The sequence below is a fragment of the Wenzhouxiangella sp. YN1 genome (assembly GCF_056324145.1).
Genome location: NZ_JBJNIO010000123.1, coordinates 65,128 through 86,988, shown reverse-complemented (window position 1 = coordinate 86,988; position 21,861 = coordinate 65,128). Strand labels below are relative to the sequence as shown.

At 65.2% G+C, this 21,861-nt stretch carries 17 protein-coding genes; 7 read left to right on the top strand and 10 right to left on the bottom strand.

The genetic code is table 11. The features are described from left to right. Positions 1-4 precede the first annotated feature (4 nt). From ACEWQZ_RS04575 to pilM, 4 genes are read right to left on the bottom strand one after another with little or no spacing between them, the layout of a single operon-like run. Positions 5-535 (bottom strand): pilus assembly protein PilP, encoded by a 531-nt coding sequence (locus tag ACEWQZ_RS04575; RefSeq protein ID WP_476481883.1) that lies wholly within the window; start codon positions 533-535, stop codon positions 5-7. 8 nt (positions 536-543) lie between these two features. Beyond that, complete coding sequence (locus ACEWQZ_RS04570) at positions 544-1,167, bottom strand: type IV pilus inner membrane component PilO (protein WP_476481882.1); 624 nt, start codon at positions 1,165-1,167, stop codon at positions 544-546. A 3-nt stretch (positions 1,168-1,170) separates the two neighbouring features. After that, positions 1,171-1,770, bottom strand: coding sequence for a PilN domain-containing protein (locus ACEWQZ_RS04565; protein ID WP_476481881.1), 600 nt, complete (start codon positions 1,768-1,770; stop codon positions 1,171-1,173). After that, on the bottom strand, positions 1,770-2,843 hold the full coding sequence (pilM, locus tag ACEWQZ_RS04560) for a type IV pilus assembly protein PilM (protein ID WP_476481880.1): 1,074 nt from the start codon (positions 2,841-2,843) through the stop codon (positions 1,770-1,772). The genes ACEWQZ_RS04565 and pilM overlap by 1 nt, the downstream gene beginning before the upstream one ends. A 223-nt stretch (positions 2,844-3,066) precedes the next feature. Between pilM and ACEWQZ_RS04555 the strand changes: the two genes are divergently transcribed. The 3 genes from ACEWQZ_RS04555 to mnmG all read left to right on the top strand — a co-directional run bounded on the left by ACEWQZ_RS04555 (position 3,067) and on the right by mnmG (position 8,230). Beyond that, positions 3,067-5,577, top strand: coding sequence for a penicillin-binding protein 1A (locus ACEWQZ_RS04555; RefSeq protein ID WP_476481879.1), 2,511 nt, complete (start codon positions 3,067-3,069; stop codon positions 5,575-5,577). A 21-nt stretch (positions 5,578-5,598) separates the two neighbouring features. Further along, positions 5,599-6,249 (top strand): hypothetical protein, encoded by a 651-nt coding sequence (locus ACEWQZ_RS04550; RefSeq protein WP_476481878.1) that lies wholly within the window; start codon positions 5,599-5,601, stop codon positions 6,247-6,249. Positions 6,250-6,349: 100 nt separating this feature from the next. Continuing rightward, entirely contained in the window at positions 6,350-8,230 is a 1,881-nt protein-coding gene (mnmG, locus tag ACEWQZ_RS04545; protein WP_476481877.1) for a tRNA uridine-5-carboxymethylaminomethyl(34) synthesis enzyme MnmG, read from the top strand. Positions 8,231-8,290: 60 nt separating this feature from the next. Here mnmG and ACEWQZ_RS04540 read toward each other — a convergent pair whose 3' ends face one another. The 3 genes from ACEWQZ_RS04540 to ACEWQZ_RS04530 all read right to left on the bottom strand — a co-directional run bounded on the left by ACEWQZ_RS04540 (position 8,291) and on the right by ACEWQZ_RS04530 (position 13,169). Further along, positions 8,291-9,709 (bottom strand): alanine/glycine:cation symporter family protein, encoded by a 1,419-nt coding sequence (locus tag ACEWQZ_RS04540; RefSeq protein WP_476481876.1) that lies wholly within the window; start codon positions 9,707-9,709, stop codon positions 8,291-8,293. A gap of 121 nt (positions 9,710-9,830) precedes the next feature. Continuing rightward, complete coding sequence (gene sppA / locus ACEWQZ_RS04535) at positions 9,831-11,690, bottom strand: signal peptide peptidase SppA (RefSeq protein ID WP_476481875.1); 1,860 nt, start codon at positions 11,688-11,690, stop codon at positions 9,831-9,833. Between the two features lie 90 nt (positions 11,691-11,780). Continuing rightward, the gene (locus tag ACEWQZ_RS04530; RefSeq protein ID WP_476481874.1) at positions 11,781-13,169 is read right to left on the bottom strand and encodes an MATE family efflux transporter; all 1,389 of its coding nucleotides are present in this window, start codon (positions 13,167-13,169) and stop codon (positions 11,781-11,783) included. Between the two features lie 131 nt (positions 13,170-13,300). Between ACEWQZ_RS04530 and ACEWQZ_RS04525 the strand changes: the two genes are divergently transcribed. Then, a complete protein-coding gene (locus ACEWQZ_RS04525; RefSeq protein WP_476481873.1) occupies positions 13,301-13,897 on the top strand; it encodes a hypothetical protein in 597 nt (198 codons plus the stop codon). On the opposite strand, the gene ACEWQZ_RS04520 is transcribed toward ACEWQZ_RS04525, so the two are convergent. Continuing rightward, positions 13,894-15,315, bottom strand: a complete 1,422-nt coding sequence (locus ACEWQZ_RS04520) for a hypothetical protein (RefSeq protein WP_476481872.1) — start codon at positions 15,313-15,315, stop codon at positions 13,894-13,896. The genes ACEWQZ_RS04525 and ACEWQZ_RS04520 overlap by 4 nt on opposite strands. Positions 15,316-15,331: 16 nt before the next feature. Continuing rightward, positions 15,332-15,712, bottom strand: a complete 381-nt coding sequence (panD, locus tag ACEWQZ_RS04515) for an aspartate 1-decarboxylase (protein ID WP_476481871.1) — start codon at positions 15,710-15,712, stop codon at positions 15,332-15,334. A 330-nt stretch (positions 15,713-16,042) separates the two neighbouring features. Here panD and ACEWQZ_RS04510 point away from each other — a divergent pair, with 330 nt between their 5' ends. The 3 genes from ACEWQZ_RS04510 to ACEWQZ_RS04500 are packed head-to-tail and all read left to right on the top strand — an operon-like array spanning position 16,043 to position 20,297. Next, positions 16,043-16,753 carry an ABC transporter ATP-binding protein gene (locus ACEWQZ_RS04510; RefSeq protein WP_476481870.1) on the top strand — a complete coding sequence of 237 codons (711 nt, stop codon included), beginning with the start codon at positions 16,043-16,045 and terminating at the stop codon, positions 16,751-16,753. Next, positions 16,753-19,182 (top strand): ABC transporter permease, encoded by a 2,430-nt coding sequence (locus tag ACEWQZ_RS04505; RefSeq protein ID WP_476481869.1) that lies wholly within the window; start codon positions 16,753-16,755, stop codon positions 19,180-19,182. Before ACEWQZ_RS04510 ends, ACEWQZ_RS04505 begins: the two co-directional genes overlap by 1 nt. Beyond that, complete coding sequence (locus ACEWQZ_RS04500) at positions 19,179-20,297, top strand: lipocalin-like domain-containing protein (RefSeq protein ID WP_476481868.1); 1,119 nt, start codon at positions 19,179-19,181, stop codon at positions 20,295-20,297. The genes ACEWQZ_RS04505 and ACEWQZ_RS04500 overlap by 4 nt, the downstream gene beginning before the upstream one ends. A 241-nt stretch (positions 20,298-20,538) precedes the next feature. Here ACEWQZ_RS04500 and ACEWQZ_RS04495 read toward each other — a convergent pair whose 3' ends face one another. Continuing rightward, positions 20,539-21,831, bottom strand: coding sequence for a metal-dependent hydrolase family protein (locus tag ACEWQZ_RS04495; RefSeq protein ID WP_476481867.1), 1,293 nt, complete (start codon positions 21,829-21,831; stop codon positions 20,539-20,541). Positions 21,832-21,861 lie beyond the last annotated feature (30 nt).

Genomic DNA, 21,861 nt, shown 5'->3' with positions numbered 1-21,861 from the left:
TTCATTAGTCTTCTGCCATGGTCACGCGTACCCGGCGTTCTGACCAGCCGCCACGACCATCCTGCACAAGTTCACGCACCTCGACCCGACTGGCACTGATGTCTGTGACCAGGCCATGGTTCTGTCCCATGTAATTGCCCTCCCGCACTCGATGGACCACTTCCTCGTTGTCTTCGATGAGTGCGTACTGGACACCTTCCATGGTCAACGTGCCAACCATCGCCAGCGTATCGAGAGGGAAACTCTCGAGATACTCCTTGCGTCGATTGGGATCGGGTCGCAGCCCACCACCCTCTTCACGGGCTTCTTCGCTGATCTCTTCCTCGTCCTCGCTTTCGCTTCGAGCCGGCTGGAAGGGATCACGCAGGCCCATCGCATCGTAAGTCACCGGCTCCGGCGTGCGAATCGGCGGAATCGGCTCGATCGGATCCGGCTCGCGGGCGCGTACCTGAGCCGTCCAGTCTTCCAGATCACCGGTTCCCCGCTGACACCCGGCCAGCAACACGATCATTGCCAGAAGCAACAGATTTCGCATGCTCGAGCTCATCGTACGCCTCCTGCCGAGACGGCCCCACCCTCGGTCTCGTCGAGATAACGATAGGTGTTGACCACGCCCTGCAACCTGAGTCGCCCCTGAGAACCCTCGACCGGCTCAAGCGAAATATCGCTCATGGTCAGGATGACTACACGCGACAACGATGCAACCGTGCTGACGAAGCTGCCGAACTGATGATAGTTGCCCACCAGGCGCACTTTGATGGGCTGCTCGGCGTAGAAGTCGCGCTTGATTTCCGACTGGGGTTCGAACAGTTCGTTGTCGATGCCGGCACCCAGTGCGGTCTGCGAAATATCGACCAACAGCGCCGGCATCTCGGTTTTCGACGGCAGCTGGAGAAGCATCGCTTCGAGCATTTCCTCCATCTCGGCCAGCTGCTGTTCGTAGGCCGACAGGTTGGCTGCCTTCTCCGCCTTGACCTCGAACTCCTGCTTGAGCTGACGCTCGGTGTGCTCGCGCCGCTCGAGCGTTTCGAGCTTGCCCTTGACGATGTAGAAATAACCACCCACCAGGATGACGACCGTAAGCACCGCCAGCAAAAACACCTTGACGCCCGTGGAGGCCGAACCGATGTTGCTGAAATCCAGGTCTCTGAGTTCAGACAGATCCATTGGTCAGGCCTCCTTTTCCAGCGCTTCTGCAGCGGCCTCTTCCTGCGCCACCGTCTTGGGTGATGCAATCCGGGCACGCAGCTCGAAGCGATAAGGTTCAAAGCCGGAATCGGACTGCTCGATCGCCTCGATGATGCTCAGCTCCGGATCATGCATCCATTCAGCACGCTCGATATTGCGCATGTAATCGGACACCCGGGTCTCCGACTGCGCTGTTCCGCGAATGGTCAGGCGCTCGCCGGACTGCCCTACCGAATTGAGGCGGATCCCTTCAGGCACGGTCTGGGCCAGCGAATTGAACAGATGCACCATCATCGATCGATTCTCCTGCAAGCGCTCGATCACTTCCTTTCGCTGCAGCAGATCATCACGCTTGGCCTCGAGCTTCTCGATGGTCGCGATCTCGCGGTCGAGCGTGCGGATTTCATTCTGCAGATATTGATTGCGATCATCCTGCCCGCTGATCTCGCGCTCGACCATATAAGAGCCGGCGAATACCAGAAGAATTGCCACCACGGCCGTGGCGGCCAGTGCAATCATGAAGTTTCGCTGTCGTTCCCGGCGCAGATTCTCGCGCCAGGGCAGCAGATTGATTCTGGCCATCAGTCAAACCCCCGCAAGGCCAGCCCGCAGGCTGTAGTCAGTGCCGGCCGCACACGTTCAAGGCGGGCGGCATCGATGGACGGCGCCAGGCGCATGCCCTCGACGGGGTCGGCCACCTCGCAGGAAATGCCAACCTCGTCACCGACCGCTTCGGCCAGGCCGGGTGTGGACGCCGCCCCGCCGGTCAGGAACAACGTGTTGATTCCGGAGTAATCGCTGGAAGAGGAGTAGAACTGCAGCGCACGGCTGATCTCCTGGATCACGTTCTCGCGGAATGGCTCCAGGATCTCGTCCTCGAATCCGGCCGGCGGGGTCTCGCCGCGCTGCAGAAAGGCCGCCTGCTCCGAATCCATGCCGTAGCGCCGCATGCAATCGTCGACCAGCTGCTGCCCGCCGAAGGCATGCTCGCGGCTGTAGATCGTGCGATTGCCGCGAAGCGCGATGAACGTGGATGCGGTCGCGCCCATATTCAGCACTCCGATCGCCTCGCCTTCGTCGATCCCTGCATGCCTGCGTACCAGATCGAAGGCGTTGGCGATGGCGTAGGACTCGACATCGACGACCCTGAGACCCAGCCCCGCCAGCTCGGCCACCTCGCGACACAGATCGACATGTTCGGTCTTGGAGGCTGCGAGCAGGATCTCGACAAGCTCGGCACTGCGCGGAGCGGGCCCCAGAACCTCGAAATCCAGGCTGACCTCATCGCGCGGGTAGGGGATGTATTGCCCCGCCTCGACCTCGATCTGGGCCTCGATATCGTCCTCGGAAAGATCCGATGGCAGGTTGATGACCTTGGTAATGACCGCCGAACCGCTGACGGCCATGGCGCAGTCCCTGGCCTTGGCGCGCGAGCGCTTGATGGCACGCTTGACCGCCTCGGCCACGCGATCGGTGTCGGTGATGGTGCCCTCGCTGATCGAGCCGTCGGGCGTTTGCTCGATGGCAAACGCTTCGACGCGATAGCTTGAACCGCTGCTGCCCAACTGCAGCACCTTGATGCTGCTGGTGCCGATATCGACGCCCAGTAAAGGCGGCGGCGCGGCGCCCAACAGCTTTCTCAGAAAGTTGCTCATGTTGTTGTCTTTCGCCCTCTGGTCGGCCGGCCGTTCATGACTGGCTCGTGCTTTGTTGGCCGACCGGACACTACCCCTCACAGTGCCGGTCTGGCCAGGTACAAGTCGTGCTACCCTCTGATCGAAGGTCGTCCGGACCTCAGTTCACGGGCACTTTTGCCCTCGGTTCCCGTCCAAGACGTGCATTGCCCTGTCTTCACTGTGCCTACATTTACCATAACTGATGGCCCGAATAAAGCCTTTAATAGTTTTTTCTATCCGCCTGTTTTTGCTGCTGTTCATTCTCGCAGCAATTGGCGCTCTTGTCATCTGGCTGACGATCGTTCCGTCCCTGCCCCCGGTCGAGTCGCTTCGGGACGTGCAGCTGCAGGTCCCGCTGCGGATCTACTCGGCCGATGACGAGCTCATGGCCGAGATCGGCGAGCAGCGCCGCCGGCCGGTCGCGCTCGATCAGATGCCCGAGCAACTTGTCCAGGCATTCCTTTCTGCCGAGGACGACCGATTCTACAGCCACCCCGGGGTGGACTGGCGGGGAACGGCGCGTGCGGTCTGGCTGTATGCCTTGAGCATGGGCCAGGGTCGGGTTCCCGGAGGATCGACCATCACCCAGCAGGTGGCGCGGCGCTTTTTCCTGTCGACCGATTACTCGGTCACGCGAAAACTACGCGAGATGCTGCTTGCCTTCAAGATCGAGCGGGAGTTGAGCAAGGACGAGATTCTCGAGCTCTACCTCAACAAGGAGTTTCTCGGGCATCGCGCCTACGGCGTGGCCGCCGCCGCCCAGGTCTACTACGGCAAGCGGCTCGACGAGCTCACGCTGGCCGAGACCGCCATGATTGCCGGCCTGCCCAAGGCGCCGTCGCGCAACAATCCGATTTCCGGGCCGGCGCAGGCGATGGGACGTCGCGACTGGATTCTCGGGCGCATGCTCGAGCTGGGGCACATTACCGAACCGCAATATCGCCTGGCGCTGGCTCAGCCCAACAGCGCCAGTTATCACGGTCCGATCGTCGAGCTCGAGTCACCCTGGGTGGCGGAAATGGTGCGGCAGAATGTCGTCGATCTGGTCGGCTCGGAAGCGGCCTACAATGACGGACTGGTGGCACGGACGACCATTCGGGGCCGCCTGCAGCGAGCAGCCAATCAGGTCGTCCGCGAGGGCCTGTTGACCTATGACCGTCGCCATGGCTGGCGTGGGCCGGAAGACCGGATCGATGCCGCCGGGCTCGATGATTCCGAGGCGGTATCGGAACGCCTCGAATCGATGCGACCGATTGCCGGGCTGCAGCCGGCGGCGGTGCTGTCGACCGACGAGAAGGCCGCCTACCTGCAGCTGGCCGATGGCAGTTCGGTAACGCTGCCGTTCGAAGCCCTGTCCTGGGCTCGCCCGTTCATCAGCAGTGATGCAACCGGCGCGGCGCCGGAAACACCCGCTGATGTCGTGGCCGCCGGCGACATCGTGCGGCTGCGCAAGAACGATGGCAGCTGGCAGCTGGCACAGCTGCCGCAGGCCGAAAGCGCGCTGGTGAGCATGAACGCTGAAACCGGCGAAATCCTCGCCCTGGTCGGCGGGCTCGATTTTGCCCACAGCCAGTTCAATCGCGCCACACAAAGCCGCCGGCAGCCAGGCTCGGCGTTCAAGCCCTTCATCTATTCCGCGGCGCTGGATCACGGCTACACGCCCGCCTCACGGGTCAACGATGCTCCGGTTGTGGTCAATGATCCGTCGATGGAGCGCGCATGGAAACCGACCAACTTCAGCCACCGCTTCTTCGGCCCGACCCGACTGCGCGAGGCGATGGTCAACTCCCGTAACCTGGTCAGCGTGCGCCTGTTGATGGATATGGGCGTAGATTACGGGCGCGACTACATCACCCGTTTCGGCTTCGATCGCGAACAGCTGCCCAACGGCCCCTCCATGGCTCTGGGCAGCGCATCGATGTCGCCGCTGAAGCTGACCTCCGCCCTTGCCCCCTTTGCCAACGGCGGTTACCGCATCGAGCCCGAGTATCTCTACAGCATTGGCGACAGCGACGGTGAAACACTGTTCGCAACCGAGTGGGCACTGCCTTGCGAGCACTGCGCCGACATACCGCCACCAAACCCGACCGCAGCCGACGCCGTGGCGCCGCCATCAGTCGAGGAAAAGAACGCCCCGCGCCTGCGCCGGCCCGAGCTTGCAGGCAGCGAGTCGCCCGACATGGAAGAACCAGTGGACTCCGGTCGCGAACTCATCGGCCCGCCGCGCCCGACCGGCGCTGAGCGCGCGCTCAGCGCCCAGACCAGCTGGCTGATCGACTCCATGATGCGCGACGTCATCCGCCATGGCACCGGGCGCCGGGCGCTGGCCCTGGGGCGCGACGACCTGGCGGGCAAGACCGGCACCACCAATGATCAGCGTGACACCTGGTTCGCCGGTTACGGCGGAAACATCGTCACCGTTGTGTGGGTCGGCATGGACAGCAACGAATCACTGGGACGCCAGGAACAGGGGGCCCGCACTGCCCTGCCGCTGTGGGTGAACTTCATGCAGATTGCACTGGAGGGTCGCCCCGAAGCCCATCGGCCGGTGCCGGTGGGCATCTCCCGGGCGCTGATCGACCCGGAAACGGGTCTGCGCGCCCGCCCCGGAACACCCGGCGCCATCCCGGAGTGGTTCCACAGCGACAATCTGCCGCCGATGGCAGACGACAAGGCCGGCGGGAAGGAAACCGACCCCTACCGGGTTTTCTAGCGTGTCCGGGAGGGTCTGATCATGAGCGAAAGACACATCATGCGTAACAGCCGAATCCGGCAGGAAGTCGCTGCCGAAGCCGCGCGCATCATCGCGACCGAGGGCCAGAAGAGCTATCTGGCCGCCAAGGAAAAAGCCGCCCGGCGGGTGGGCGCCTCGTCAAGAACGGGCCTGCCGTCCAACAGCGAGGTCGAGCGTGCCCTGCGTGAATGGCAAAGCCTCTACGGCGGGGTCGAGCATTCGGCAAATCTGCTCGAGTTGCGCTCAGCGGCGGCCTCGGCCATGCGTCTGTTCGCCCCCTTCCGGCCTCGCCTGGTCGGCCCGGTTCTTGACGGCACCGCAGACGAGCACTCGCGCATCAGCCTGCACGTGTTCAGCGACGACCCCGACGCCATCGTGCACTTCCTGATGGAGCGTCACCTGCCCTTCAGCCAGGAAACCCGGCGCATACGATGGCATGACGGCAGCGCACGCGATCTCGAAATCGTGGTCCTGGAAGGCGGCGGCCACGTGGTCGAGCTGATCCAGATGATCGGGCCACAGGCACGCCAGGCACCACCCAGCCCGGTCGACGGCCGCCCCCAGCAGCGCATGGCCCTGCCCGAACTGGAGGCCATGATCGAAGCGGACTCCGCCGCCGTTGACGCAAGCCAGACGGATTGGCGCACATGACCGCTCCGGCCGCCGCCGGAGCCGCCCGGAGCGGCGGCTTTCGTCACCCCCGGGATTACGGTTAAAATACGCCCTTAATCACGCACTTGGCTATTGATTCATGCGCTATCCCGACAGCTATGATGTCATCGTCATCGGCGGCGGCCATGCCGGCACCGAGGCCGCGCTGGCCGCAGCACGCACGGGTGCGCGCACGCTTCTGGTGACCCACGCGATCGAAACCATCGGCCAGATGAGCTGCAACCCGGCCATCGGCGGTATCGGCAAGGGACATCTCGTGCGCGAAATCGACGCGCTGGGCGGCATCATGGGCCAGGCGGCCGATGCTGCCGGTATTCAGTGGCGACGCCTCAACGCGCGCAAGGGGCCGGCGGTTCGCGCCACGCGCTGCCAGGCCGATCGCACGCTCTACCGCAACGCCATCCGCCGGGCCGTGGAGGCACAGGACAATCTCACCCTGTTCCAGCAGCCGGTCGATGACCTGGTGGTCAAAGGCGATCGCGTCACCGGCGTGCGCACGACCATGGGCCTGGAGTTCAGCGCGGCCGCGGTGGTGCTGACCACCGGCACGTTTCTCGGCGGCCGCATCCACATCGGCGAGACTCAACTGGCCGGCGGCCGCGCCGGCGACGCGCCGGCCAACGCCCTGGCCGCACGCCTGCGCGAGTTGCCTTTCAGCGTCGGCCGACTCAAGACCGGCACCCCGCCGCGGCTGGACGGGCGCAGCATCGACCTGCCCCGGCTCGAGGAGCAGGTCGGCGATGCGCATCGACCCGTGTTTTCGTTCCTGGGCGAACGCGACCACCACCCCGAGCAGGTCTCGTGCTACGTCACGCGCACCGGGCAGGCCACGCACGACCTGATTCGTGCCAACCTCGATCGCTCGCCGATGTATGCCGGCCAGATCGAGAGCAGCGGCCCGCGCTACTGTCCCTCGATCGAAGACAAGGTAGTGCGCTTCGCCGACAAGGACTCGCACCAGGTCTTTCTCGAGCCCGAGGGCCTGGGGCTGAACGAGTGGTATCCCAACGGCATTTCCACCAGCCTGCCCTTCGACGTGCAGATCGAACTGGTGCGCTCCATCCAGGGCCTCGAGCATGCGCACATCACCCGGCCGGGCTACGCCATCGAATACGACTTCTTCGACCCGCGCGAAATCCGCGCCAGCCTCGAGACGCGCCACCTCGCCGGCCTGTACTACGCCGGTCAGATCAACGGCACCACCGGCTACGAAGAGGCTGCAGCACAGGGCCTGATCGCCGGCCTGAATGCCGCACGTCAGGCGCGCGGACAGGCGCCGTGGACGCCCGGGCGAGACCAGGCCTACATCGGCGTGCTGATCGACGATCTGATTACCCAGGGCGCGCCCGAGCCCTACCGGATGTTCACCAGCCGCGCCGAGTTTCGCCTGCACCTGCGCGAAGACAACGCCGATCTGCGGCTGACCGAAACCGGGCGCGAACTCGGCCTGGTCGACGATACGCGCTGGCGTCGCTTCTGCGCTCGCCGGGAAGCCATCGAGGCCGAGCGCGCGCGCCTGAGCGCGCTGCGGGTTCCGGCGCGGTCCGAGCTGGCACAGCGCGCGGCCCGAACCCTGGATATCGACATCCGCAAGGACGTCACCGCCGAGGAGCTGCTGCGGCGACCGGAAGTCGAATATGCGGCGCTGATGGACATCGAGGGAATCGGCCCGGGGGTCGAGCTCGACGACGTTGCCGACCAGGTCGCCATCCAGATCCGCTACGCCGGCTACCTCGATCGCCAGCGCGCGGAAATCAGGCGTCAGCGCCGTGCAGCCGCAAAACCCATTCCGGACGACTTCGATTTCGAGACGGTCAAGGGGCTGTCGTCCGAGCTGCTGGAAAAACTCGAGAAAACCCGCCCGGCCACCATCGATCAGGCCAGCCGCATTCCCGGCATGACCCCGGCGGCCATCTCACAGCTGCTGGTCTATCTCAAGCGCCACCGCGCCGCGGCCTGACGAACAGGCGACCAGACGCGGCGCTGCTCTGCAAAACATGAGAACCACGGAGGGCGCGCCCTATTTCCTGACGCGATCGATCGAATCGGCGGCATCCTTCCAGGCTTCGCGATCAATGTTCAGATCGGCAAACTTGTCCGGATCAAAAACCGGCACTTTGCCGGCGCGCGACTGCTGGTCGTAGTCGTTCATCAGGCGGAATGCGACTTTCATCAGCAGTGCCAGCGCGACCAGGTTGAACACTGCCAGCAGCGCCATGGTCAGGTCGGCAAAGCTGAACACCGTGGTCAGATCCTGCATCGATCCCCACAGGATGAGCACCAGCATGAGCACCCGAAACATGATGAAGAACACCGGATTGCCGGGCGTCATCCAGCTCGAGGAGTTCTCGCCCAGATAGAAATTGTAGAGAATCGAGCTGAAGGCGAACAGTGTCAGGATCACGCTGACAAAAGTCTGGCCCCAGGGCCCCACGTGCTGCTGCAGCGCCAGCTGGGTCAGCACGACCCCGTTGTCGACCGAACTCTGCTCGTGCATGCCGGCAATGAGAATGATCAGCGCTGTTGCCGTGCAGATGATGGCAGTGTCGATGAAGACGCTGAAACTCTGCACAATGCCCTGATTGACCGGGTGCGGAACATAAGCTACCGCCGCGACGTTGGGTGCGCTCCCCAGGCCGGCCTCGTTGGAAAACAGACCACGCCGCACGCCCATCATGATGGCAGCACCGATACCGCCGCCGACGGCTTCCTCCAACCCGAAGGCGGACTTCACGATCAGCGCCAGCACGCCCGGCACCTCGCCGGCATTGAGCCCGACGACAACAATGGCAACGATGACATAGGCCACGGCCATGACCGGCACGATGACCTCGGTGACACGGGAGATGCGCTGCACACCCCCGAAGATGGTCAGGCCCACGACAATGGTCATCACGATACCGGTGACATGCATGGGAATGTCGAAGGCTTCTTCCAGGGAGGATGAGGCCGTGAACGACTGCAGCGCCACAAAGGCCAGACCGAAGGTAAACAGCAGCAGCAGCGTGAAGATCATGCCGAGCTTGCGGCTGCCCAGGCCGCGCTCCATGTAGTACATCGGGCCGCCACGGAACGTGGACGTCCTGGAATCAATGGTCTTGAAAGCCTGCCCCAGAGAGCATTCGAAAAAGCTGGTAGCCATGCCGATCAGGCCGACCACCCACATCCAGAACACGGCGCCGGGACCGCCCAGGGTGATGGCCACTGCCACACCGGCCACGTTGCCGGCGCCCACGCGCCCGGCCACGCTCAGCGTCAGCGCCTGGAAGGAAGAAACATGCCCGGTGTGGTGCTTGAAGGCCTGCCCGAGCACGCGAAACATTTCGGCGAAGTAGCGCAGCTGGACGAAGCGTGAAGCGACGGTGAAGATCAGGCCAAGCGCAATCAGCACCACGACCAGGACATAGGACCAGAGAAAATCAGTTACGGCAGCCAGCATGGGTTGAACTCATCCCCGTTTGGTGTATGGATCGCGTCGACCGCCTCCGTCCCCGCCCGGCCAGAGCGAAGCGGCCATCATACTCAAAGCAGGTCGAGATTGAAACGCGTTTCCGTGGCGCTCAGCGCGGCGCCCGGCACAGGCAGTGCGCCATGACGCCGGGTCGGCCGGTTTGCGTCTGATTCAGCACCAATCGCAGGTCAGCGAGCAGAGTCTGCCCCAGCTCGCCGGGAAGCCAGCTCGCGACCCGAGTCGTGGAGTGGGCCGCAGCCATCCGAACCGAGGCCGATGCCATGTCGACCAGGAACTGCTCGACCGGCGAGAGCCTGGGCTCGACATAGGTCACCTCATAGCGCTCGCCGATGCCCGCGCTGCGCGCCACCGAAGCAACCGCCTCAGAGAGCGTGCCGAGCTGATCAACCAGCCCGAGACGCTGGGCCTGCGCACCGCTCCAGACGCGACCCTGAGCGACCGCATCGACCTCCTCGAGCGACATGTGGCGGTGCTTTGCCACCAGCCGGGTGAACTCGCGATAGCCATGCTCGATAAAACTCTGGAGCAGATTGCGTGCCGGCTCTTTCAGTGCACTGTCGACACGCAGGGCGCCGGACAGCGGCGTGGTGCCGACGCCATCGGTATGCACGCCAATCTTCGCCAACGTGTCCTGAAACGTCGGGAAAAATCCGAAAATGCCGATCGAGCCGGTGAGCGTTGTCGGATAGGCCCAGACTTCATCAGCGCCCATGGCGATCCAGTAACCGCCGGATGCGGCAACGTTGCCCATGCTCACCACCACCGGCTTGCCGGCCTCCTTGAGCGCCATCAGCTCGCTGCGGATGACCTCCGAGGCAAACGCGCTGCCGCCGCCCGAGTCGATGCGCAACACGACGGCCTTGATGCTGTCGTCGCGCGCGGCCTGGCGAATCAGGCGCGAAGTCGACTCCGAGCCGATCGTACCCGGCGGCTGGTTGCCTTCGACAATCGCTCCCTGCGCGACGATGATGCCCACCTGATCGGCGCCTGGCCGCCACTGCTGCGAGGCCTTGACGTAGGTCGCAAACCCGATCTGACGGAACCCCTTGTCGGCATCGGCACTGCCACGATTGGCCAGCTCGGCGCGCAGCTCCGGTCGACTGACAAGTCGGTCAACGAGCCCACGCTCCAGGGCCATGGCGGCCAGATTGCCGTCGGCCGCCTCGACCACGGTGGCAAAATTCTCGGTCAGATCGACCAGCACTTCCACCGGCAGGCCGCGATGAATCGCTACCTGATCGAGCCAGCTCTGCCAGAGATCGCTCAGCCAGGTTTCGGTTGCCCGGCGGTCGGCCGCGGACATGTCGTTGCGGATGAACGGCTCCATCGCCGACTTGTATTCGCCGACGCGGAACAGGTTGACATCGACCTCGAGTTTTTCGAGGCCTTCGGCATAGTACTGCCGATACTGGCTGTAGCCCTCGAGCAGCAACATGCCGTCCCGATCCAGCCAGACCTCATCGGCCATCGAAGCCAGCATGTACTGCCCCTGCATCATCGTGCCGCCGTAGGCGATGACCTGCTTGCCCGTCTCACGGAAGCGCGCAAAGGCATCGGCCAGCTCGCTCTGCAGCCCCGGGGCCAACCCCCAAAGCTTGTCGGTGCGAACCAGGACCTGCACGATGCGATCGTCTTCGGCGGCGCCGTCCAGAGCCGCCAGAATGTCGCGCAGCCGGGTTTCGGTCGCTGCCTGGCCGATGGCCTCGCCCAGGGCACGATCCAGCACGGTCCCGGTGTATTCCTCGACGATCGTACCTTCGGGTTCGATGACCAGCGTCGTCTGCGCATCGACGATGATCTGATCGGATGTAAAGAACAACACGCGGATCAACAGCGCCAGCACAACCAGGAAGATGATGTTGAACACGGCCATGCGAAATGCGGTCAGGCCGCGCCAGAAGCCCAGCCACAGCCGGACGAGCACGTTGGGTCTCGAATTCAGAGTCATTGAGGAATTTTTGGCGAGGAAGGATCTACAGCCATTCTACTCAGTCTCCGCAGAAGCTCACAATATGCCGTTAGTCATTGACGTCGTGAATCACTCAGGCGCACTCTGCACCGCCGCGAGCGTGCGGACGCGTTCGCCAGAAGTGGTGGTGCGCAGAAACCGGAAGCTCAGCAGAAAAGCCGCAGCCGTCAAACCGGCAATGATGCCGCACCACATGCCCGCCGGCCCCCAGTTCTGACGGAAGGTCAGCCACCAGCCCAGGCTCATGCCCACCAGCCAGTAAGCGGCGACGCTGTAGAACATGGGCACGCGCGTATCTCCAAGGCCACGCAGCGCGCCGGCAGCCGAGACCTGCAGACAGTCGGCCAGCTGGAAGACCGCAGCAAAGAACAACAGGCTGACGGCCAGCGCGACGACCTCGGCGTCTGCGGTGTAGAGGCGCACGATGGCCTCGGGGAAAAGCACCATGAGCGCGGACGACAGCGCCCCGAACCCCAGCGCCATCAGCATGCCGACGACGCCGGCGCGGCGGGCGCCCGCGCGGTCCTTGCGACCAACCGCGTTGCCCACCCGCACGGTAATCGCCCCCGCCAGGCCCAGCGGCACCATGAACATCAGCCCGGCATAGTTGACCGCCACCTGGTGCGCAGCCACCGGCACCGTGCCAAGGGTACCGATCGCCAGAGCGCTGGCGATGAACAGACTGACCTCGAAGAACACCATGACCCCGATCGGCAGACCCAGCCTGATCAGACCCAAGATCTCGCGCCACACCGGCCCGCTGAAACGCGAAAAGACCGCGAACGGACGATAGCGAGGTTGCCACAGGATCCAGGCCGCCATCATCAGCAGCTGCAGCCAGAACACGCTGGCCGTGGCCCAGCCACAGCCCTCGGCCCCCAGAGCCGGCATGCCGAGCTTGCCGAACATCAAGGTGTAGTTGAGCGGCACATTGAACACAATGCCGGCCACGCCGATGTACATCGTCGGGCGCGTGTAGCCGATGCCTTCGGAGAAAAAGCGCAGCGCGGTCATGCCCGCCAGCGCCGGCATGCCCCAGCTGATGGCCAGCAGGTAGCGGTTGGCCAGCTCGCCCACGGCCGGCTCCACACCAATGGCCGACATCACCCAGCCGCCGCGACGCATGAGCCAGAACAGCAGCAGCGAGACCAACAGGGCCAGCCAGAGCGCCTGGCGGGTCAATTCGCCGGCCTGGCGACGCTGCCCGGCGCCCTCCAGCTGGGAGACCGCGGCGGAAACGGCCATCAGCATGCCGACGATGAACACCATGCCGGCAGTCCAGATGGACGAGCCCACGGCAACCGCGCCGAGATCGAGCGCGCCCAGCCGGCCGGCCATCAGGGTGTCGACGACCGTCATCGCATAGCCGGTCACCTGGCCGATGATCAGCGGACCGGCGAGCAGCAACGTTCGCCGGATTTCTGCCGGCAGATCAGGGGCGTGAGAACTTGCAGACATGTGCTCGAATGGGTTGGCAACGGCCGGGGAAGCGGCATTGTCGGTTGCCCGCTCCCCGGGTGCAAGCCGAATTGATGTCGGGCTGTTATCCTTCGACCCCGGTTGACTTCAATGAAGCACGAGAACCTGCCATGTCGAACAGCGCCTGCCGCCTGTCTCTCATCGTTTTCTGCCTGATCATACTGACCGCCTGCTCATCGCGACAGGTTCAGGATTCGCTCGTCGGGGCGAGTGCACAGCAGCTGGTGACACACAGCATCGACGACCTGATGCAGCATCTGCCGGCCGGGGATTTCGCGCCGCATTCAGGCAAGCGCGTGCACCTGTCCAGCCATTTCGTCAACCACACCGATATCCAGCGGTATGCAGACTGGCGCCTGGGAGTGGAGTTGGCCCGGCGCTTTGACATGCAGCTGGTCGACGAGCCGAACGAAGCCGAGATCCGGCTGGAAGTCTTCTATACCGCGCTGGGCACCGATCAGAGCAGCAAAGGGCTGGTGCTGCCACTCGGTTTTGTGCCGGGCCTCAGCGAGACCGCGCGGATCAACCTGATCACACTCGATCAATTCCACGGCGTGGCCGAGATGTTCTACTTTCTGGGGCCGAACGGAACCGAGCATCGAGGCGATGTATTGCAGGCGCGCACACGCAACGATGCCATCGGTCTGCCGATCATCACCATTCCGATCAACAGCACCAACCGCAAAGGCGAGGGTGGCGACGGCTAGTCGAGCCGGCGCCTGATCTCGCAGGCCAGGCGCTTGCCTTCCTCGACGCCCCACTGATCGAAGGGATTGATCCGCCAGATCACCGACAGGGCATAGACCGCCTGCTCGAAGCTGGCCAGCAGCCATCCAAGCGAGGCGGCATCAAGCTGGTCGATCAGCAGAGTGGCCACGGGTCGATTGCCCGGCATGCGCTGAAAGGATTGCCCCTCGGCACGACCGCTGGACAAGGCCTCGGCCTGGGCCAGCAGATGCGCCAGCTGACGCCGCTGCCAATCCGGTCGATCATGCCCACCCTGCCGCGCGCCGATCAGAATCAGCGGATGTGAATCCGGCCCCTGATGCAGGGCCTGAAAGATCGAGTGCTGCAGATCGGTGCCACAGCCGCCGAAAATCAGCGGCGCCGTCGGCCCGTCGACGAGCCGGCCCGTCAGCTCGACGCCCTTGCCAAGGCTTTCCATGATCAGCTGCTGCAGGTAGTCGGCCAGCAGCGCCAGGCGCGGTTCGTAGCTGACGAAGCCAAGCGTCTTGCAGTCAAGCTCGCGACGCAGGTAATGCATCAGCAGGCCCAGAAATGTGGCCGCTCCGGCGGCATCGGGCCGATCGCGAAAGTCGTCATCGGCCGCTTCAGCGCCGGCCAGCAGGGCTTCGAAACGATCCACGCCGATCGCGGCCGCCGCGCTGACGCCGACTGAAGACCAGAGTGAAAAGCGCCCGCCCGTCCACGCCGGAAATGAAAGAATGTGCGCGTCGTCGAGACCGAATGCCCGCGCGCGCTCGACATTGGCCGTGGCGGCCCAGCAGCGTTCGGCCCAGCCGCTGCCGAGCCACTCCCTGGCGGCGCGGGCCAGCAGCAGGGTTTCTTCAGTGGAAAAGGACTTCGAGGCAATCACCAGGCCGGTGGTGGCCGGATCCAGCTGTCGACACAGGCGCTCGAAACGGCGACCGTCCAGCGTCGACAGCCAGTGAACGCGTACCGCGCTGTCATCGCCACTCAGGGCGTCGGCCACCAGCCGGGGCCCCAGGTCGGAGCCGCCGATGCCCACGTGAATCAGGTCGGTGAGGCCGGCTTCGCCGGCGTGGAGCCGGCGCGCCACACCCAGGAAACGATCGCGCTCGGCGAGCACGCGCTCGGCTTCGCTGGCTTCCAGCCCCTGAAAGGACCTGGAAGCACGCAGCGCCATGTGCAGGGCCGGCTGGCCCTCGCTGGGGTTGACCACCTTGCCGGAAAACAGCTGCTCCACGGCAGCTTTCAACCGCGATGCTGCCGGCAGCGCCTCCAGAGCCGCGAGCCCTTCGCGGGTCATGGGCACCCGCGAGAAGTCCAGGCACCAGCCGCCGCCGCTGCGCACAAAATCCTGCGCCCGGCCGGGATCGGCAGCCATCAGCGCAGCAACAGTCGGGGTGTTGTTTTTTTGCAACGATGGCGCCTGAAAATCAGGCGGCCTGGACAGGAATCCGCCCGGCAGTGCGCACGACTCGATTGTCGGCGTCAGGATAGACCAGACGCGGCTCGTGCTCGCCTGCCTCGGCCTCGGACATGCGCGCATAGGCGGCAATGATGACCAGGTCGCCCTGTTCCGCCCTGTGAGCCGCGGCGCCGTTGACCGAAATCACACCGCTGCCGCGCTCGCCGCGAATGGCGTAGGTCACGAAGCGCTCGCCGCTGGTGATATTGTAGATATGTATCTGTTCATGCTCGAGAATCCCTGCTGCCTCGAGCAACGTTTCGTCGATGGCGCAGGAACCTTCGTAGTCGCGCTCGACCCGGGTAACGGTTGCGCGGTGAATCTTGCCTTTCAACATCGTCAGCTGCATGTCGATGACTCCGGATCTGGATCGTTATTGTCGGTTGACTCAAAAAAAAGCCCCTCCCGGGTCACGGGAGGGGCAATTATGTCGGAGTGATGTACCTCGCTTCGCGCCCTGCGACCCTGGTTCAACCGTTGCGGTTTTGCCAAGGTTGGTTGTAAGGCTACCACAGATGATGCACAAACACCAATCCAATTGCGAAAATCGCCCGCAGGGCTTCCGCTGATTAAGAGCGGCACGGCAGCGGAAAGTTCCTCCCCACCGGGGGCAGAGCCCCATCAACGGGCAGTTTCTTCCATAATGACTCCCGGCCTGCGTCAAACAGGAGTTCAGTCGATGACCGAAAACCGCTCGTCAACCGCACTGGCGCTGCGCGGCGTGACCCGCCGATTCCGCGCCGGTGCACGGGTGGTGACCGTGCTCGAGCACCTGAATCTTGACGTCGCAAGGGGCGAGCGTGTCGCCGTGATGGGCGCCTCCGGCTCGGGAAAGTCCACGCTGCTCAACCTCGCCGCCGGCATGGATCGGCCCGACGCTGGCGTCGTGGAAGTGCTCGGCGAGAGGCTTGCCGACCTTGCCGAACCCGGGCTGACGCGCTTTCGGGCGCGCAACATCGGCCTGGTCTTTCAGGACTTCAATCTCATCGACTCGCTGAACGTGCGCGAAAACATCACGCTGCCGCTGTGGCTCAACGGCCTTGATGCTCCTGCAGGGGGCGGCGGCAGCAACGTCAACGACAGGGCCGGCGAACTGACCGCAATACTGGGCATCTCCGAATTGCTGGAGCGGATGCCCGACCAGCTCTCCGGGGGCGAAAAGCAGCGCGTCGCCATCGCCCGCGCCCTGATTCACGGGCCCGAGCTGCTGCTCGCCGACGAGCCCACCGGCAGCCTCGACGAGGCCACGGCCGAGCGCGTACTGGCGCTGTTCGACCGAATCACGGCGGCTCAGGGCTGTGCCCTGATACTGGTCACCCACAACCCCGCCGCAGCCGCAATCTGCGACCGTGGGCTGAGCCTGCGCGGCGGCCGTCTGCACGCAGACTGATGTATCTGCTGCTGCAATCATCCCGGCGGTTCTTCCGGCGCCACCCGGGCCAGCTGGCGCTGGCGCTGGCCGGCATGGCCGCCGGGGTGGCGGTGATGACTGGCGTGGCGCTGATGCGCGATGTGCTCGTCGACTCGCTCGACGGCGCGGCCGTGGCCCTTTCCGGGCGCGACAGCGTGCGCGTGACGTCACCGGGCGGCCCCCTGGACGAGACGCTTTACCGCCGGCTGGCACTGCACGACGGCGCACCACCGCTGACTCCCGTACTTCAGCAGCGGGTGGCCCTCGGCGAGCATCGTCTCGAATTGCTGGGCATCGACCCCTTTGCCGGCGACGGCCGCAGCCTGCTGCCGCCCGGGCTGCTCACCCGCCTGCTCGAATGGCCCGCCGCAGCCGCGGCCAATGCGTCAACGCTCGAGCGTCTCGGGCAGGCCGAGGGTGAGGCGCTGTCCCTTCGCCTCGGCGAACGCAGCTTCGAAGTCGAACTCATCGGCCCGGTGGCCACCGGGCCGGACCTCGACGATCGCCTGCTGATGGACATTGCCGCGCTGCAGGACCTGACCGGCCGCCAGGGCGAACTGAGCTGGATCAACGCCCCGGCTGAAGCCCGCGACTGGCTGCAGCAGCGGCTGCCGGACGACCTCGAACTGAGCAGCGCCACCCAGCGCCGCGATACCGCAGCCCGGCTGACCGAAGGCATGCGCGCGAACCTGACGGCGATGGGCCTGATCAGCCTCGCCGTGGGCCTGTTCGTGATCTTCAGCGTGCTGTCTTTCCTGCTGGTCCAGCGCCGCCGCAGCCTGGCGATGCTGCGCGCCGTTGGCGTGACCAGCGGTCGCATCACCGCACTGCTGCTGACCGAAACCGCCGTGCTGGCAGGGCTGGCCGCGCTGATCGGCCTGGTGCTGGGCACGCTGCTGGCCGCCGGCCTGATCGGGCTGGTGCGCACCCCGGTTGCCGAACTCTACGGCCTGCTGGCGCCCGCCCGCGTGCAGCCCGAGGCCGGCCTGTATCTGTTTTTGTGGCTGGGCGCCGTAGGCACCGCCCTGATCTCGGTGCTCGGCCTGCTACACGAAGCGCGCCGGATTCCGCCGGGCCGCCTTCTCCGCCTGCCCCCGGCCCAGGCCGAACACCGGCTGCTCAGCGTGACCGCCGCGCTCGGTCTGCTGGGCCTGGCGGCCCTCATCGTGTCGGCCAGCCGCAGCCTGGAGGTGGCCTTTGCCGCCCTGTTTCTCGCCCTGGGCGGCTTTGCCCTGCTCGCGCCGGAGCTGGGCGTGCGCGTGCTCTCGGCCTTGAGCCGGGTCGCACCGCGGCGCCTGCCCGGGCGCGCCCTGGCGCTGCTTCTGGCCGGCCAGAAGCGCATTCGCCCGGCCCTGGCCGCGCTCAGCCTGGCGCTGGCGCTGGCAGTCGGCCTGGCGATGATGGTGCTCGGCTTCCGCGCCGCGGTCGACGACTGGATCGACCGCCTGCTGCGCGCCGACAGCTACGTCACCGCCAGCCACGGCGGCCTCGATGCGGCCACCGTCGAGCGAATCGCCGCCCTGCCCGGCCTGGCCGATACCTCCGGCGCGCGCCGCCGCGTGCTCGCCGACGGCCGGGAACTGATTGCCTACGGCCTGCCGCCGCGCGGCTGGGCCGGCTTCGAGTGGCTGGCCGGTGATCCGGACGCAGCCTACCGGGCAGTGCTCGCCAACGAGGCGGCAATCATCTCCGAGCCGCTGGCGCGGCGAACACGGCTCGGCACCGGCGACACCATCGAGCTGAGCACGCCGGGCGGCCACACAAGGCTGCCGATCGTCGGCGTCTATCGCGACTATGCCAGCGAGATGGGCACCGTCGCCATTCATCTGCCGCTCTACCGCCGGCTGTTCGGCGACTCGCTGACCGACCGCCTGGCGCTCTACTACGAAGACGCGACGATCGACAGCGCACGCCTGGCCGATCAGCTGCACGCCATCGATCCCGGGCTCAGGCTCACCTCGAGGGATGCGGTCTATGCCAACACGCTGGCGGTCTTCGACCGGACCTTCCGCATCTCCTGGGCGCTAGCCGCGCTGGTCGGCCTGATCGCCACCATCGCGCTCGTCAGCGCGCTGCTGGCGCTGGGGCTGGAGCGCCGGCGCGACTATGCCACCCTGCGGGCGCTGGGGCTGACGCCGGGCAACCTGCACATCCTCGTCGTCTGCCAGACCGCCGGGCTGGCGCTGGCCGCCGCCCTGGTAGCGGTCCCGCTTTCGCTTGCCATCCACATCGGCCTGTCGCTGGTCATCCAGCCGCGCGCGTTTGGCTGGAGCCTGCCGCTGAGCTGGCCGCTGGCCCCGCTGGCCGTCATGCTGCCGCTGGCGCTCGCTTTCGGGCTGCTGGCGGGCGTGTATCCGGCCTGGCGCATCGGCCGCCGCGACCCGGCCGGCGAGCTCAAGGAGGAATGATGCGCCGCGATTTCGCCATCGTCGCTGTCGTTGCCCTGGCCCTGATCGGCTGGCTGGCCTGGCAGACCCGGGCGCAGCCGGGCATTGACGGCAGGCTGAGCGCCAGCGGGCTGCTCACCGACGCACCCGAGACCTTTCGCCGGGTGACCGAACCGCGACCGTTCATCTTTCCCGCAGACCATGCCGCGCATCCGGGCTACCGCAACGAATGGTGGTATTTCACCGGCAACCTCGACGGCCCCGATGGCGACCGCTGGGGCTTCCAGTTCACGCTGTTCCGCTTCGCGCTCGACCACGCGCGCCGCGCCGACTCGGCCTGGAGCGCCGAGGCCGTGTGGATGGCCCACCTGGCGCTCAGCGACGTGGAAGGCCGCGTCTTTCACCAGGCCGAGCGCTTCGCCCGCGGCGCGCTGGGCCTGGCCGGCGCCAGCGAAGATCGCTGGTGGCTGCGCGACTGGGAGGTCAGACGCGGCGGCGATCAGTTCAGCCTGCAGGCCGGCACCGAGGAATTTGCCCTGGACCTGGAAATGGAATCGCTGCGTGCGCCCGTGCCGCAGGGAGAGAATGGCTACAGCCAGAAAGGACCGCAGCCGGGCAACGCCTCGTACTACTACTCGATCACCCGCCTGGCCACCAGCGGCCATGTCCGGGTCGATGATCGACGGGTTGCGGTCGCGGGTCTGGCCTGGCTGGACCGCGAGTGGGGCTCGAGCCAGCTGACCGACAACATGGTCGGCTGGGACTGGTTCTCGCTGCAGCTCGACGACGGCCGCGATCTGATGGCCTTCCGCCTGCGCACCGACGACGGCCGATCCGCGCGCTTTTCCGCCGGCAAGGTGGTCTACCCCGACGGCAGAGCGCGAACGCTGGGCCCGCAAGACTTCCGCCTGACCCCCACGCGCCACTGGCGCGACGCCGATGGTCATCAATGGCCGCTGGAGTGGACCATCGAGCTGCCCTCGGAGGAGCTGTCACTCGAGGTCGAAGCCCGTTTCGATGACCAGCGCTGGCACGGCACCGTCAGCTACTGGGAAGGCGCCGTGGGCGTGCGCGCGGCCGACACCGGAGAGAAGCTCGGGCACGGCTATCTCGAACTCAGCGGCTATGCGGATTGAAGGGGCCCGAAAACCAGAACCTCTTGAACGCGATGACGCGGAGAATGCAAAGGAAACGCCAATCAAGATAAAAGCATTGAAACCACGGAAGACACGGAATCACACGGAAAAAGAAACCCAACTTTTTTTGAAGGAACTTCTTCTTCCGCGCCTTCCGTGCCTTCCGTGGTCGATGGTTTTCAATCCTTAATTCTTTGCGTCTTTGCGTTTCAAGGATTTCGATGGTTGACCGTGAACGCCATCAGTTGGCGTCCGAACGATCGACGAACACCTGCCCGTCGCGCATGACGAAGCGGACGTTCTCCAGCACGGTCACGTCTTCAAGCGGGTTGCCGTCGACAGCGATCAGGTCGGCGGCGAAGCCGGTCTCGAGGCGGCCGATCTCGTCTTCGCGGCCGAGCAGCTCGGCGGCGTGGATGGTTGCCGAGCGCAGGGCATCGGCCGGGCTCATGCCGGCCTCGACCATGTAGCCGAACTCCTGAGCATTTTCGCCGTGCGCGCTCACGCCGGTGTCGGTTCCGAAAGCGATGCGCACACCAGCCGCATGAGCACGCGCAAAGGTGTCTTGCATCTGCGGTCCGATCTGCCCCGCCTTCCGCGCCACGACCGGCGGAAAGTAGCCTTCGACTTCGGCCTTTTCGGCCACGAACTTGCCTGCCGCGATGGTCGGTACGAACCAGGTACCTCTGTCGACCATCAGGGCCATGATCTCGTCGGTCATGAAGGTGCCGTGCTCGATGGAGTGGATACCGGCCTCGACGGCGCGGCGCATGCCTTCGGCACCGTGGGCGTGCGCGGCAACGTGCATGCCGTAGTCTGCGGCAGTCTGGATGATCGCCTCGAGCTCGTCCATGCGGAACTGGGCGTTGTCGCCGCTGGACGCCACGCTGAGCACACCGCCGGTAGCCGTGATCTTGATCACATCGGCGTTGTCCTTGTAGCGCTGACGCACGGCTTCACGGGCCTCGGCAACGCCGTTGAGCACGCCCTCTCTGGGACCCGGAGCTCCGGCCAGATCCGAGCGCCAGCTGTTGGTCGGGTCGGCATGCCCGCCGGTCGTCGCCAATGACTTGGCAGCGGTAAAGATCCTGGGCCCCGGAACACGGCCTTGATTGATCGCGTCGCGCAACGCCACGGTTTCATTGAAGCTGTCCCCGAGGTTGCGCACGGTGGTAAAGCCAGCCTCCAGCGTCTTGCGAGCATAATCTGCGGCACGCAAGGCCGCGTCGGCCTCGTTGAGGGTAAACCGTTCGATATACGACGAAGGGCTGGACTGAGAGCTCAGGTGGACGTGCATATCCATCAGGCCCGGCAGGCAGGTCAATTCGGACAGATCGACGCGCTCCACGCCATCGGCCCAGGCGGGGTGACCGGAACGCAACTCATCAACCTGCCCATCGCGAACTACGACGGTATGCGCATCCAGCCGCTCGCCGGCGGCCACATCGATGACACCACCGCAGCGAACCCAGGTTTCACCGGAGGCAAGCCCGGCAATAGACAAGCCGGCAATCAAGATAAATAAACGTTTCACAGCAACTCTCCTGATAGTTGAAGACAGATC